Origin of the sequence: Streptomyces xanthophaeus, from assembly GCF_000725805.1 — a bacterium.
In the GTDB taxonomy this organism is placed as follows: domain Bacteria; phylum Actinomycetota; class Actinomycetes; order Streptomycetales; family Streptomycetaceae; genus Streptomyces; species Streptomyces xanthophaeus.
Genome location: NZ_JOFT01000018.1, coordinates 155,130 through 169,185, shown reverse-complemented (window position 1 = coordinate 169,185; position 14,056 = coordinate 155,130). Strand labels below are relative to the sequence as shown.

At 73.5% G+C, this 14,056-nt stretch carries 11 protein-coding genes; 10 read left to right on the top strand and 1 reads right to left on the bottom strand.

The genetic code is table 11. The features are described from left to right. Window positions 1–149 precede the first annotated feature (149 nt). From IO30_RS0113210 to IO30_RS0113170, 9 genes are all read left to right on the top strand, one after another. A complete protein-coding gene (locus tag IO30_RS0113210; RefSeq protein ID WP_031142553.1) occupies window positions 150–1,427 on the top strand; it encodes a cytochrome P450 family protein in 1,278 nt (425 codons plus the stop codon). Between the two features lie 47 nt (window positions 1,428–1,474). Beyond that, the gene (locus IO30_RS0113205; RefSeq protein WP_051902199.1) at window positions 1,475–2,488 is read left to right on the top strand and encodes an ATP-binding cassette domain-containing protein; all 1,014 of its coding nucleotides are present in this window, start codon (window positions 1,475–1,477) and stop codon (window positions 2,486–2,488) included. Then, window positions 2,485–3,369, top strand: coding sequence for an ABC transporter permease (locus IO30_RS0113200; RefSeq protein ID WP_237403399.1), 885 nt, complete (start codon window positions 2,485–2,487; stop codon window positions 3,367–3,369). The genes IO30_RS0113205 and IO30_RS0113200 overlap by 4 nt, the downstream gene beginning before the upstream one ends. Window positions 3,370–3,396: 27 nt before the next feature. After that, a complete protein-coding gene (locus IO30_RS0113195; protein ID WP_031142548.1) occupies window positions 3,397–4,650 on the top strand; it encodes a nucleotide disphospho-sugar-binding domain-containing protein in 1,254 nt (417 codons plus the stop codon). 172 nt (window positions 4,651–4,822) lie between these two features. After that, complete coding sequence (locus tag IO30_RS0113190) at window positions 4,823–6,850, top strand: hypothetical protein (protein ID WP_031142547.1); 2,028 nt, start codon at window positions 4,823–4,825, stop codon at window positions 6,848–6,850. Then, on the top strand, window positions 6,843–8,882 hold the full coding sequence (locus IO30_RS0113185; protein ID WP_031142545.1) for a TOMM precursor leader peptide-binding protein: 2,040 nt from the start codon (window positions 6,843–6,845) through the stop codon (window positions 8,880–8,882). The genes IO30_RS0113190 and IO30_RS0113185 overlap by 8 nt, the downstream gene beginning before the upstream one ends. Window positions 8,883–8,893: 11 nt before the next feature. Continuing rightward, entirely contained in the window at window positions 8,894–10,558 is a 1,665-nt protein-coding gene (locus IO30_RS0113180) for a SagB family peptide dehydrogenase (RefSeq protein ID WP_031142543.1), read from the top strand. Continuing rightward, window positions 10,555–12,105 (top strand): SagB family peptide dehydrogenase, encoded by a 1,551-nt coding sequence (locus IO30_RS0113175; RefSeq protein WP_031142542.1) that lies wholly within the window; start codon window positions 10,555–10,557, stop codon window positions 12,103–12,105. Before IO30_RS0113180 ends, IO30_RS0113175 begins: the two co-directional genes overlap by 4 nt. A 49-nt stretch (window positions 12,106–12,154) precedes the next feature. Further along, a complete protein-coding gene (locus IO30_RS0113170) occupies window positions 12,155–13,330 on the top strand; it encodes an NAD(P)/FAD-dependent oxidoreductase (protein WP_031142540.1) in 1,176 nt (391 codons plus the stop codon). Between the two features lie 47 nt (window positions 13,331–13,377). On the opposite strand, the gene IO30_RS0113165 is transcribed toward IO30_RS0113170, so the two are convergent. Next, complete coding sequence (locus IO30_RS0113165) at window positions 13,378–13,869, bottom strand: LuxR C-terminal-related transcriptional regulator (RefSeq protein WP_209439895.1); 492 nt, start codon at window positions 13,867–13,869, stop codon at window positions 13,378–13,380. 12 nt (window positions 13,870–13,881) lie between these two features. On the opposite strand from IO30_RS0113165, the gene IO30_RS46360 reads away from it, so the two are divergent. Next, the gene (locus IO30_RS46360) at window positions 13,882–14,031 is read left to right on the top strand and encodes a hypothetical protein (RefSeq protein WP_209439894.1); all 150 of its coding nucleotides are present in this window, start codon (window positions 13,882–13,884) and stop codon (window positions 14,029–14,031) included. The last annotated feature ends 25 nt before the right edge of the window (window positions 14,032–14,056 follow it).

Sequence of the window (14,056 nt, the reverse complement as noted above, 5' to 3'; positions counted from 1 at the left end):
ACCGCCCACCACGTCCTCACCCACACCCCCTACCGCGACCACGCCCACACCATGCGAGACCACATCACCCACGCAGGCGGCGCACCCGCCGCCGCGGACTTCCTCGAATCGCTGCTCCCTGCACCCACCGCGCGGACGGAGACCCGCACGTGACGGGACCGGCGAGCCGTCCCGCCGAGATCGACACGGCGGCCTTCTTCGCGGACCAGCACGGGCACTACGGCCGTCTGCGCGACACTCCCGGACCCCGCCTGGTGCGCAACCCCCAGGGGCTCGCATACTGGCTCGTCACCCGGCACGACGAGGCCAAGGCGGCGCTCCGGGACCCGCGGCTCTCCAAGGATCCGCAGCGCGCGGCGGATGCTCTCGGCGCCGCCGGATACGGGGTCTCCGGCGCTGAAAGCTTCTTCCTCCCCCTGGTGAACAGCGACCCGCCGGACCACACGCGGCTGCGGCGGCTGGTCTCCGGCGCCTTCACGCCGCGCCGCGTCGCAGCGCTGCGCCCGGCCGTCGACAAGCTCACGCACGAACTGCTCGACGCCATGGCCGAGAGCGAAGGGCGACGGGCCGCGGCGGGCGCACCCGTCGACCTCATGGCCTCGTTGGCCTTCCCGCTCCCCGTCCTGGTGATCAGCGAACTCGTCGGTGTACCGCACGGCAACCGGGGCGCCCTGCTGAAGTGGGCCACGCAGATGCTGACGGTGTCGGGGCGGGGCGCCACGCCCGCAGCGGGGCCGGCGGAACGCACCCGCCGCCTCCACCGGTGGTTCGCCTCCCTGGTCGCCGCCAGGCGGCCCCTCGTGCGCACCGGCCTGCCCGCGGACGAGCAGCCCGACCTGCTCAGCGCCCTCGTGGCGGCGCAGGCACAGGAGCAGCAGCTCAGTGACGACGAACTCGTCAGCCTCCTGGTCCTCCTGCTGCTGGCGGGGCACGAGACGACGACGGGGCTGATCGGCAACGCGGTCGACGCCCTGCTCCGCCACCCCGGTCAGCTGGCCGTGCTGCGCCGGAACCCGGAACTCGTACCGTCGGCCGTGGACGAACTGTTGCGCTACGAGACCTCGCTGGCCCGCACGACCTTGCGGGTGGCGGCCGAGGACGTGGAACTCGCAGGGGTGGTGATCCCGGCAGGGTCCATCGTGAGCGTCGCCCTCGCCGCCGCCAACCGGGACCCCGAGGTCTTCTCCGCGCCGGACCGCCTCGACGTCACCCGCACCCCCGTCCCGCACCTCTCCTTCGGCCACGGCATCCACTTCTGCATCGGCGCCCCGCTCGCCCGGCTGCAGACGGAGACGGTGCTCACCGCCCTGCTCGACCGCTACCCGGACCTCGTCCTGGCCGACCCGGAGCAGCCGCAGGCGTGGCGCCCGATCGGTGACATGCGGGGCCTGCTCACCCTCCCGGTACGCCTGGCGCCGTCGGCGTGATCGTCCACCACCGCCTCACCCCTACTCATCCGTCAGAGGAGGAACCCGTGTTCCCCCACGTCACCGGCGACCCGCCGTCCGGGGCAGCGGTCGAAGTCCGAGGCCTGCGCAAGCGGTTCGGCACGACGACCGCCCTGGACGGAGTCGACCTGACCGTCGCCCCGGGCACCGTCTGCGGCCTGCTCGGGCCGAACGGAGCGGGCAAGACCACCCTCGTCCGTATCCTGGCGACCCTGTCCCGGCCGGACGGCGGCCACGCCCACGTGGCCGGGACCGACGTCGTCCTCGACCCCGCCCGGGTGCGCGGGAACATCGCGCTCACCGGCCAGTACGCCTCGGTGGACGAGCTGATCAGCGGGCTGGAGAACCTGGAGATGTTCGCCCGGCTGCACCGGATGCGCGGCCCCGCCGTCCGCCGGCGCGCCGAGGAACTGCTGGAACGGTTCGGCCTCCAGGACTCCTCCCGCCGCCCCGTCCGCACGTACTCCGGAGGCATGCGAAGGAAACTGGACCTGGCCGTGAGCCTGATCGTCCCACCTGCGGTGATCTTCCTCGACGAGCCGACGACCGGACTCGATCCGCAGAGCCGCTACGGGCTCTGGGACAGCGTCCGCGAGCTCGTACGGGCGGGCACCACCATCCTGCTCACCACCCAGTACCTGGACGAGGCGGACCACCTCGCCGACCGGATCGCCGTACTGGCGAGCCCGGACGGAGCCGGGGGCCGGGTGATCGCCGAAGGCACGCCCTCGGTCCTCAAGTCGTCGCTGGGCCACGCGTACATCGACCTCACCGTCCGCCACGCCGACCAGCTGGCACCCGCCGCCGAGGCGCTGTCCCGCACGGGGGCCGGACCGGTGGAGGTCCACAGCGAGCTCCGCCGGGTCACCCTCGCCACCGGCCGGGCCGCGGGTCCGGGCACCACCGCGCTCGCCTCGGCACTGCGCGAGCTGGAGGCTTCGGGCATCGCGGTGGAGGACCTCGCCCTGCGGCGCCCGACGCTGGACGAGGTGTTCATCAGCCTGATGAACACCCCCGGCCGCGCCGAGGAGGCCGCGTGAGCACCCGGCAGGCTACGGCGGCCCCGCCCGCGGCCGGCCGCCCCGGTGCCCCAGCGGCCGGTACGGTCCGCAAGGAGCCCTTTCCCGTACGGCTGCGCTGGGCCTGCGGAGACGCCCTGACGATCACCCGGCGGTACCTGATCCATCTGCGCAGCGCCCCCGAGCGCGCCGTCATGGCCCTGTTGCTCCCCCTGGTGTTCACCCTGCTCTTCGTCTACGTGCTCGGCAGCAACATGCGTGTTCCTGAAGGCGGTTCCTACGTGGACTTCCTGATCCCCGGCATGCTGGCGCAGATGGTGGTCTTCGGCATCGCGGCGAGCGCATCGGCCGTCGCCGACGACAAGGACAAGGGAGTGACCGACCGGTTCCACTCCCTTCCGATGAGCAGGACGGCGGTGCCCGTCGGCCAGTCGCTGGCCGAGAGCCTGGGCGGACTGATCACCCTGCTGGTCATGGCGGGGTGCGGTCTCCTGGTCGGCTGGCGTCCCGGTTCCACCGCGGCACACGTCGCGGCAGGACTCGCCCTGCTGCTGCTCGCCCGGTACGCGTTCAGCTGGCTCGGCATCTGGCTGGGCCTCGTGCTGCCGTCCAGGTCCGCCGCGGACCTGATCGGCATGCTGACCTTCCCGCTCACCATGGTCTCCAACGTCTTCGTGCCGTCCGACGGTCTTCCGTCCGGCCTGCGTCCGGTCGCCGAATGGAACCCGGTGAGTGCCGTGGTGTCCGCGACCCGGGAGCTGTTCGGCAATCCGGTCACCCCGTCCGCCGACGCCGCGTGGCCGCTCGCGCATCCCGTGGCCGCCACGCTCGGCTGGTCGTTGCTGCTCCTCGCCGTCTTCGGCCCTCTTGCGGTGTCGGCCTTCCGCGCACCCAAGCACTGACCACCCGCAGCTCCAGAAGGATTCCCCGTGCGCGTCCTGTTCGCCGTCTTCCCCACCTCGGCCCACACCTTCCCCGTCGTCCCGCTCGCCTGGGCCCTGCAGAACGCCGGCCACGAGGTACGGATAGCCACCCACCCGGACATGACCGGGCCGGTGACGCAGGCGGGACTGGCGGCCGTCCCCGTCGGCCGGGCGGCGGACCTCGCCCGTCTGACGGACTTCGGCCGCAACCCGGCCCTGCTCGGCCACGCGGGCGGGGACCTGGCGGTCGCCTCTGCCCACTGCCCCGACTGGGGGCCGAAGTGGTACCGGATGACACGGGTGTTCGCGGGTCTGCGTCCCCTCCTGGAGGAACTCACCGGAGTGGCCGTGCGCTGGCGGCCGGACCTGGTCCTGTGGGACCCGTTCTGTCTGCCGGCGGCCGTCGCGGCGCGGTTGAGCGGAGCCGCGCACGCCCGGCTGCTGTGGGGCCGCGACAACATCGCCTGGCTCCGGCAGCGTTCCCAGCGGTACCAGGAGCAGGCGCCTGAGGGGAGCTGGCCGGATCCTCTGGAGGAGGTGATGCAGCAATTGCTGGAGCCGTACGGGCTGCCCTACGAGGAGGAGCTGCTCCTGGGCCAGTGGACGATCGACCCCATGCCCCCGGGCGTGAGACTGCCCGCGCCGGACGTCAGCTACGAGGCGATGCGCTGGGCGGCGTACGACGGGGGCGGGCCCGTGCCCGACTGGCTGCACACGAAGCCCGTCCGGCCGCGCGTCTGCCTGGCCTGGGAGAGCGACGGCCGCGACCCTGATGCGGACCCGGCGGGCGGGCCCTCCTTCCCCGACCTGCTCGCGGCATTCTCCGGACTCGACGTGGAACTCGTCGCCACGGGCGGCCCCGCCACCGTCCCGGGCGCCGCGGCTTCCGACAGGCTCAGGCTCCCGCACCGACTGCCGCTCAACCAACTGCTCCCCGGGTGCGCCGCGGTCGTCCACCAGGGCGGCAGCTCGCTGTTCGCGGCGGCCGCGGCACACGGCGTCCCCCAGTTGATCGTGCCGACGCGGTTCTGGGACGAGGAGGCGACGGCGGACTATCTCGAACGCCGCAACGCGGGACGCGTCCTCGACCCTGCCCGGTGCGACGCCCGGACCCTGCGCGACGCGCTCTCGGGCCTGTTGGGGACCCCTGCGGTCCGCGAAGGAGCGCGGGTGCTGCGCGAGGAGCTGGCGATGCTGCCCGGACCGTCCGCACTCGTCCCCGTGCTGGAGAGACTGACCGGCCTTCACCAGCGGATCTGAGTCGGGCGACCCCACTCCAGTCGGAGTCCGGCCCCACCCGGGTGTCCGTGGCGGAGACAGGAAAGCAGTCCCGGGACGGACGACCCGGGGCCGAAGGCGCTGACACGATCGGACTTCACGATCCGACACGGGCACGACCGTCACGACCAGCCGAAATGCGGAGCCCTCCATCATGCACAGCACCATCGCGGCCATGTATCCGCGGATGAGAACCGGGATCTTCTTCACACCGAACGCCGAAGGCGACGGTGTCCTCCTGACCAACGGCAGTGAGGTCGTGTCCTTCCTGGGCGCCTCCACGTACGCCTGGCTGGAGAGACTCTCCCCGCACCTCAACGGCGCGCACAGCGTCGCCGATCTGACCGCGAGCCTGCCGCCCGCCCCGCGGCAGATGGTGGAGAAGCTGGTCGGCGCGCTCCACGAGGCCGGACTGGTCCGCGACGTGAGCCAGGACCTGGCCCATTCCCTGACACAGGACGAGCTGGACACCTACGCGTCGGAGATCGCGTTCGTCGAGTCCTTCGCCACCTCGCCCGCCCTGCGCTTCCAGCGTTACCGCGAGACCCGCACCGTGGTCATCGGCGCGGGCACGGTCTTCGCCGCGGCCGTCGAAGGCGCCCTGCTGACCGGGGTGGCCCGGCTGACGGCGCGGCCCGTCCGGCAGGGACCGCAGGACCAGGCCCTGCCGGACCGTCTGAGCGGACTGGAGGCCGATGCCCGGGACCGCGATCCCCGACAGCGTCTGGAGACCGAGCCGCTCGACCCGGCCGATCCGGTGGCGCTGCGCGACGCGGTCGCGGCGGCCGGTCTGGTGCTGTACGCGGCAGACCACAGCGACACCGCCCTCCTGCGCTCGCTCGACCGGATCTGCGCCGAGCTGGGGACGGCGTTCGTTCCCGTCACCCTGTGCTCCGACGAGGCGTGGGTGGGGCCGGTGTGCGCGGCGGACCGGCCGGCCACGCGGTGGGAGAGCCTCGGGCTCCGGCTCGGCGACCGGCTGGACGACGGCGCGCAGGGGTCCGGCTTCCTCACCGGTCCCGTACCCGGCATCGTGGCCAACCATCTGGTGTTCCGCGCGTTCGAGCACCTCACCGGCGTCGCCGGGTCCGTCGCGGACGGCGAGGAGCGGGAGCGGCCGGCGGCCGGTGTCGTACGCCTCGACCTGGAGTCCCTCCAGACCTCCGTCCACGAGCTGACGCCGCACCCCGGGGTCCCCGGGACCTCGGCGGGGTCCGGAAGTCCCCGGTCCGCGCGGGAGCGCGGTGCCGGTGCGGCGGTGGAGGCGGCGGAACTCGCCGCCCGGGTCGTCCCCCTGACCGATGCCCGGCTCGGGCTGCTCGGGCCGGTGTCGGAGGCGCACTACGAGCAGTTCCCGCTGCGCGTGGTCCGGGTCTCCGTCACCGATCCGGCCCGGCCGGACCGGCCGTTCGACGTATGGGGTGCGGGAACCGACTTCCCCCAGGCGCAGGATGCCGCCCTGCGGCACGCACTCGCCTCCCACGCCGTCCGCTCCCCCGGCGCGGCGGCGGACAACGGCGCCGTGACGGGCACCGTCCTGTCCACGGGTGCGGACAGGGCAGTGCCGGCGGAGGCCGTGTTCGGCGAGCCGGCCGACGCGGCCGACGCGGACGTCTCTCCCGCCGGTACGGCCGCAGGACGCACCTGGGCGGCCGCCGTGGAACAGGGCCTGCTCGACCACGTCCTGCGCACGGCACGGAGGGGCGCCGCTCACGGGCCGGCGGACCGGCGGCGTCCTGCAGAACTCGAACTGACCGCCGTCTCCCGGCGGTTCCTCGACCTGCTGGACGCATCGGGCGAGGAACTCGGCGCCTTCTGCGTGGACACCCCGCCGGGCGTCCACGCGTACGCCTTCCAGCTCGGCACCGGCACCGGCACCGGCCTCCTGGTCGAGTACGGCGCCGGGATCACCGCGGCCGAAGCCGTCGAGGCAGGGCTCGGCCGCCTCCTCCTGGCCTGGCAGGCCAAGAACGCGGGCCAGCCCGAGTACGCACCCTCACCCGCGGTGAACCTGCAGATCCCGTCCGGAGCGGACGGGCCCCCGGAACCGGTGCGCTGGGGCCCGCTCGTCGCGGCGCTGCGCGCCGGCGGATCCGAAGCGGTGGCGGTGCCGCTCGACGCCGACCCGGCCGTCCGAGCCGCACTGCCGCACCTCGTCAGGGTGGTGCTGCTCGATGTCTGAACCGATCCCGTACCCGGTCACCACGCGGACGATCGCCGTCCTGGGTGACGGCGGGCTCCTCGACACGGCCGTCGCCACCCTCCTCGCGGCACGCCGGTACGACGTCGTACGCCCGGACGGCGCCGAGCTCCCCGCCGGACTCGGTGCGTGCCAGGCGGTCCTGGTTCCCGGCGACACCGCGGCCACGGACCACCACGCCGGTGTGCGCAAGGCCGCGGAAGCCGCCGGCATCCCCTGGATTCCCGTCGTCACCGATGCGGATGCCATCCACGTCGGACCGGTGGCTTCGGGCCCTGGCACCGGCTGCCCGACCTGTGCGGACTGGCGCCGCCGACTCGCGCGGGACCAGGCGCAGCACCACGAGACGCTCCGCGCCCGGCACGGGGCCGAGCTGGCGGCCCGGCGCTCCCGGATGCTCACCCGGGCGGCCGCGTCCACGGCCGCCGAACTCGCGCTCTCTCTCGTGGAATCCGCCGTCTCCGGTGAGCCGTCGCACCTCACGGCCGACCCCGTGGACAGCGCGGGGGTGCGGCGGCCGGGCGACGTGTTCCTGCGGGTCGGGCTGGCCTCGCTCGCCATCAGCTCCCACCGCTACCTGCCCTGCTCCCTCTGCGAGGACTGCGGCGGCCTGCCCGTCGACGGTCCCGCGGCGGCCCACGTGGTGCCGCGCCCGCGCCCGAAGCCCGCGCCCGATGTCTTCCGGGTGCAGAACGTGGTGGCGCGCGAGCGGGAACTGTACGACCTGTACGTCGACCGGGTGGCGGGCGTGGTCCCCTCGGTGGACGACGAACGCGGCGGACCGCTGCCGCGTGCCGTCGCACCCCTGAGCTCCCTGCGCGGCAACAACTCCCAGCACGGCTGGGGCCGTACGACCGACTACCGGTCCTCCAGGATCACCGCCGTGCTCGAGGCCCTCGAACGCTTCGGCGGCGAGCAGCCGCGAGGGCACCGGACCTCGGTCACGGCGAGCCGCCGCGAGCTGGGCGACCGCGCCGTCGATCCGCGCGCCTTCGGCCTCTACCCGGACGACCGCCACGAACTGCCGGGGTTCCCCTACGTCCGGTACGACGAAGACCTGGTGATGCCGTGGGTCTGGGGGTACTCCTTCGCCCGCGGAGAAGCGGTACTGGTGCCGGAACGGTATGCCTACTACGCCGCGCACAGCCACGAGGACCCCCGGTTCGTCTACGAGATATCCAACGGCTGCGCCATGGGCGGCTGCCTGGAGGAGGCGATCCTGTGCGGCCTGCTCGAAGTGGCGGAGCGCGATGCCTTCCTGATGACCTGGTACGGCCGGATGCCCATCCCGCGGATCGACCCCGCCAGTGCGCGGGACCGTTCCATCCCGATGATGATCGAGCATCTGCGTCACCGGACCGGGTACGCGATCCAGCTGTACTCGGCAACGCTGGAGCAGGGAATCCCCTGCTTCTGGGCGGTGGGCCTCGACACCCTCGATGACCCGGGGCGGCCTCGCGTGCTGTGCGCCGGCGGCTCGGCACTGCAGCCCGAGAAGGCCGTGATCAACGTCCTGCACGAAATGGGCCACCTGCTGGAGCACGCGAAGCTCTACGACGCGGCGGAGCGGGACCGGGCCGCCCGCATGGTGACGGACCCGTCGCTGGTGAAGGTGATGGGCGACCACTCCGTGCTCTACAGCCATCAGGACGCCTTCGACCGGTTCGGCTTCCTCCTCTCCGACCGCGAGGCGCGGCCGTTCTCCGACTTCGCGCGGCAGTGGCAGTGGCCCGCCCACACCGACCTGCGTTCCGACCTGGACGAGATGGTGCAGCGCTACCTCGGCCACGGGCTGGACGTCCTGGTCGTGGACCAGACGACGCCCGAGCACCGGGCGGGCGGCTTCGCCTGCGTGAAGGTGATGGTGCCCGGCACCCTGCCGATGACCTTCGGACACCGCAACCGGCGCGTCGACGGCCTGCCACGGCTGCTCGACGTCCCGTTCGAACTGGGCTACCGGGACAAGGTCCTGACACCCGAGGACATCAACCCCCATCCCCACCCCTTCCCTTGAGGACTGCACGGATGACGGTCACGGAACGACCGGACGGGACCACCCCCTCCCCCGGCACGCGCTACTGGCACCGGTCCCTCCACGACTACGCCGCCATGACGGCGAGCGGGCCGGGGGGCCGGGAGGGCGGTTCCGCGGAGCCCGCGAGGTTCGCCCGCCACGGCTCGCTCCCGCGGTATCCCCTGCCGGAACCCGCGGGGGAACTCGGCGCGATCAGCGGCGCGTTCGGCTCCGCAGCAGGGCCGGACGGCCCGGCGGCCGCGCCCACCGCCGCCTTCCACTCGGCCCTGCTGCACTACTCCTGTGGCGTACTGCGGACCGAGTTCGGCCCGACCGCCCGCTGGCCCTACCACCGGGCGGCTCCCTCCGCCCGGTGCTTCGCGCCCGTCGAGGCCTACCTCTGGACCCCCGGCCACGAGGGGCTCCCCGCTGGTGTCCACGCCTACGATCCGGCGCACCACGCACTGGTACGACTGCGCCCGGGCGACCACCGGAGCGTCCTGGGCAAGGCGATGGGCGCGGACATCGAGGACGCCCTCGGGGTGCTCATCCTCTCCACCGTGTTCTGGCGGACGGCCTTCCGGTACGGCGACTACGCGTACCGGCTGTGTGCTCAGGAGACCGGCCTGGTGGCGGGGAACGTGATGATGGTCGCGGGCACCCTCGGTGCCGAGGCGCATCTGCACCACCAGTTCCTCGACGGAACGCTGGACCGCCTCCTCGGGACCGAGGGCCCTCAGGAGAGCATCGCCGCCGTCCTCCCGCTGTACCCGAGGCGGGCCGAGGGGCCCCGGCCGGTCCGGCGGAGCGCGGCAACGCATGCCGAACCGGCCCTGTCCGCCCTGCTCGGCCCCCCGCCCGGCCGGCCCGCGGCCGCGCCGACCGGTCTCCACGGGCTGGCCGGACTGACCGCGGCCGACGGCGCTGCCCGGCTCACCAGCACGGCTGACTTCTCCCTGCTGCCTGCGGGGACACCTCCCCCGGCGCCGCCGCGGGCGCCGGTGGGGGGCGCCGAGCTCGCCGACTGCCTGCGGCGGCGGACCTCCGGCAGCCCCGCGTTCAAACCGGCTCGCCGTCCCCTGCCGCTGGCCGCCCTGCTCCGTACGGTCGGCCCCGTGCTCGCCCCCTGGGTGTCCGATGCCGTGCCGGACGGCGATGCGCCGCCCGTCACGGTGCACCTGTGGGCGGTCGACGTGAGCGGTCTCGCGGACGGCATCCACCGGGTCATGGCGGACGGTCTCCACCCGGTGGGCCCCGCCGGCGACGTCCACCCCTCGCAGCTCGGCACGGAAGCCGCGAACATCGACTACCGGTCGGTGGGGGCCGTGGTGTTCCTCTCCGCCCCGCGTGAGGACGCGCAGGCGGCCTTCGGGGACAGGGGTTTCCGGGTCCTCCACCACGAGGCCGGGGTCGTCGCGCAGCGCCTGTGCGTGCTGAGCGCCGCCGAGGGCCTCGCCGCCAGGATCCACAACGGCTACGCGGCACGCACCGTGTCGCGGGCCCTCGGCCTGCCGCCCGGGCACGAGCCGCTGTTCCAGATCGCGCTCGGGACGCCCGGGCCCGACGAACGCTATCTGATGCCGGTTCCCCGGCTGTCGCCCCCGGCGCACGGTCCCGGGCGCCCCGGCCTCCACCCCGGTGGAGAGCCGGTACAGAACGAGGTGCACTGCGCATGACCACACCCGCTCCGCCCGTCGGGGAGGCGGCTCTCGGCTTCCTCGGCTCCGGCCACCAGCCGCCGGACGCCCTGCCCGCCGCGGACCCGGCCCGCCTCCCGCCGGTCCACAAGCGCTACCCGTCGGCCACCCGGCTGAACCTGCCGCCCGATGACGGCGCGACGCCGTACGGGAGCGCGCTCCCGCGCCTGTCCCGGCTGCTGCGGCAGACGAACGGGCTGACCAGGATGCGCTGGATGAGCGGGTTGATGCCGCTCGGCCTGTCCGCCCCCGGCACACCGGGGGAACGACGCGTCCTGCTCTCCCCCGGCCGTACGGCCGCGGCCTCGGGGTCCCGGTACCCGGTGGAGGTCTACGTCGCCCACGGCCCGGTGGACGGTCTCACGGCCGGGCTCTCCCACTACGACCCGGTCCATCATGCGCTGGAACGCCTGCGCGACGGTGACGGCCGGGCCCGGCTCCTCGGTCTGCTGAGCGATCCGCCGGCCCGGGAAGCAGAGTTCGTCCTGCTCCTGAGCAGCGTGATGTGGCGCAACGCTGCCAAGTACGGGGCGTTCGGCTACCGGCTCCAGAGCCTGGACGTCGGTGTCGTCGTGGCTCAAGCGGTGGCCGCCGCCGGGGTGGCGGGGCTGACCGCCACCGTCCACCTGCACTACGACGACCGGGGCCTGGACGAGGTCCTGGGGCTTTCCCCCGCCGCCGAGAGCGTCTTCGCCGTGGTCACGCTGCACCGGGCGGACGGAACGCCGGGCCCGCCCGAGGGCCGCGCCCCGTGGGACGGGCACGTGCCCGCCGCCGTGCCCGGACCGCGTTCCCTGAGCGAGGTCCCGCACCTGGCGGAGGCCGCGCTGCTGCACGCCGCGATCCGGACGGCGGCGCCCGGCCGCGCGGGCCGTCTCCCGGCCTGGTCGCCGCCGCCCGGGTCCCCCCGGCACGCCCTGCAGACGGCCGTACTGGACCTGGCCGAAGGCTTCCCCGGCCGCCGCACCGTCTACGGCTACCGGCCCGGACCCGTACCGGAGCGCACCCTGGCAGCACTGCTGTCCGCGGCGGCCGGCCCCCTGCCCGCCGGCAGCCCGCCTGATGCCGGGAGCCCGGACGTCCAACTGGCCGCCGTGGTACAGCGCGTCCCCGGTGTGGAGACGGGCGCCCATCTCTACGACGCCACCGGACACGCCCTGGTCCGCACCCGCTCGGCGGACGCCGTACGGGAGGTGATGCACGCGGCCAAGAGCCCGATGCTGGCGGACGAGTGCCGCACCGCCACGGCGACCCTGGTCCCCTGCGCCGATCTACGGACGGGCATCGAGCGTTTCGGGGACCGCTGGTACCGGACCCGGAACATCGCGGCGGGTGCGCTCGCCCAACGCCTCGCCCTGGCCGCGGCCGCCATGGGGCTGGAGAGCCACGTGCACTGCGACTTCGGCCTGGACGCCATGGCCCGCGCCCTCGGCCTCGGCGCCGGACCCCTCCAGCCCCTGGTCGCGGTCACCGTGGGCCCCCGGTGCGCGGAGCGTGCGGATCCCCAGTTGCCGCTCCGGGCGTGAGCACGAAGACCGAACCCTGCTCCTGGCAGACGGAAGGACACACCGACCGATGGATCTCTACGATGTCGTGGTCGTGGGCGCCCGCAGCGCGGGGGCCTCGACGGCGATGCTCTTCGCCCGGGCCGGCTACCGGGTCCTCCTCCTGGACCGGATGCGGTTCCCGAGCGACACCCTGTCCACCCAGCACATCCACCGGCCCGGTCTGCGACTGCTCGACCGGTGGGGGCTGCTCGGCCGGCTGGCGGAAACGGGCTGCCCGCCGGTGCGCCGGATCTCGTACACGCTCGGGGACCTGAGGCTGGAGGGACCCGTCCCGGTCGAGGAGGGGATCGACGCGGTGTACGCGCCGCGCCGCTTCGTCCTCGACAGCCTCCTGATCGATGCCGCCGTCGAGTCCGGGGCCGAGTTCCGTGAGGGATGCACCGTGACCGGCGTACTGGCCGAGGGCGGCCGGGTGACGGGAGTGACGTGGCGGGCGGCCTCGGGCTCCACCGGCCGGGTCCGGGCCCGGCTGGTGGTCGGCGCCGACGGCATGCGCTCGACGATGGCCGGGCACTTCGGGGCCGGCGTGGTGCGCGAGGACTCCCCGCGGACCTGCGTGTACTACGGCTACTGGGAAGGGCTGGCCGCGCAGTTCGAGGTGTACGAGCGGACCGGGAGGCTGATAGGCGTGGTCGGTACGCATGACGAACTGACCCTGGTTGCAGCCTATTTCCCGCAGGAGGAGTTCCGGGAGACGCGACGTGACCCCGCCGCGGCGTACCTGGAGGCCCTGCGGTCCACCGCCCCGGACCTCGTCGGCCGCGCCGCTTCGGCGCGGCGGGTGGAGCGGCTGCGCGGCACCGGTAGTCAGCTCAACTTCTTCCGCAGGAGCACCGGACCCGGCTGGGCACTGGTCGGGGACGCGGCGTGCCACAAGGATTCGATCACCGGAACCGGGATCAGTGACGCCTTCGAGCAGGCTGCGCTCCTGGCCGGGTCGGTAGGGGCGCAGCTGCACGACGACCTCGCGACGGCCGGCGCCCTGGAGCGGTACGCGACGGAGCAGCGCGGGCTCCTCGAACCTCGCTACCGGACCGCTCTGGACAGCGCACGGCTCCAGGTCACCCCGGAACGGCTGGACTTCACGCGGTGGATCGCCTCCGACGCCGCCTCCACGGCGGCCTTCCTGTCGGTCGCGGTGAGCCACGTCGACCCGGCACTGCTGATTCCGGCCGCGGGGTGAGGGTGGCTTCCACCGGCAGTCCGGGCATCGGAAGCCACCCCGGGCGGTCAGGCGGCGGAGGCTCTGACCAGTCCCGTCTCATAGGCCAGGATCACCGCTTGGGTGCGGTCACGCAGCCCCAGCTTCTGGCACAGGTGGTACAGGTGCGACTTGACGGTGGCTTCGCTGAGGGACAGCATCTTGGCGATCACCAGGTTCGAGTGGCCGTTGGCCACCAGCGACAGCACGTCCCGTTCCCGGCTGGTGAGCAGCGAGAGCTGCGAGGAGGTCGCGGGGGCCATCTGCGGCGACCGGTTGAGCAGAAGTCTGATGAGCTGGACCGCGGGCGGCGACTTGAACACCATCGCGCCTCCCGCGATGTCCCGGATGGCCCCGGGGATCGACCGCGGGTCGCAGTTCCCCGGAAGCAGGCCCCTCACTCCGCCGCGCAGGGCGGAGAGCAGTTCCTCGTCCTCGGTCCCGGAGCTGAGCATGAGGACGCCGGGCATGGCGACGCCGACCGTTCTCCTCAGGGCCGTTGCGATAGCGATGCCGTCCATGGCATCCGGATCATGGCTGATCAGCGCGACGTGCGGGCGCAGTTCACGTACCGCAACCTCGACTTCCCTCGTGTGCAGCGCCTCTCCGACGATGCGGATGTCCGGTTCGCGTTCCAGGACGCTCGCCAGGCCGACCCGCATCAGATGGTTCGGGTCACATAGAAGGACCCGGATACAGTCAGCCTCA

Coding starts and splice junctions, on each gene's coding strand:
- IO30_RS0113170 (WP_031142540.1), top strand. CDS start 12,155: ATGGATCTCTACGATGTCGTGGTCGTGGGCGCCCGCAGCGCGGGGGCC.
- IO30_RS0113165 (WP_209439895.1), bottom strand. CDS start 13,869: ATGGACGGCATCGCTATCGCAACGGCCCTGAGGAGAACGGTCGGCGTC.
- IO30_RS46360 (WP_209439894.1), top strand. CDS start 13,882: ATGGCTGATCAGCGCGACGTGCGGGCGCAGTTCACGTACCGCAACCTC.
- IO30_RS0113175 (WP_031142542.1), top strand. CDS start 10,555: ATGACCACACCCGCTCCGCCCGTCGGGGAGGCGGCTCTCGGCTTCCTC.
- IO30_RS0113180 (WP_031142543.1), top strand. CDS start 8,894: ATGACGGTCACGGAACGACCGGACGGGACCACCCCCTCCCCCGGCACG.
- IO30_RS0113190 (WP_031142547.1), top strand. CDS start 4,823: ATGCACAGCACCATCGCGGCCATGTATCCGCGGATGAGAACCGGGATC.
- IO30_RS0113185 (WP_031142545.1), top strand. CDS start 6,843: ATGTCTGAACCGATCCCGTACCCGGTCACCACGCGGACGATCGCCGTC.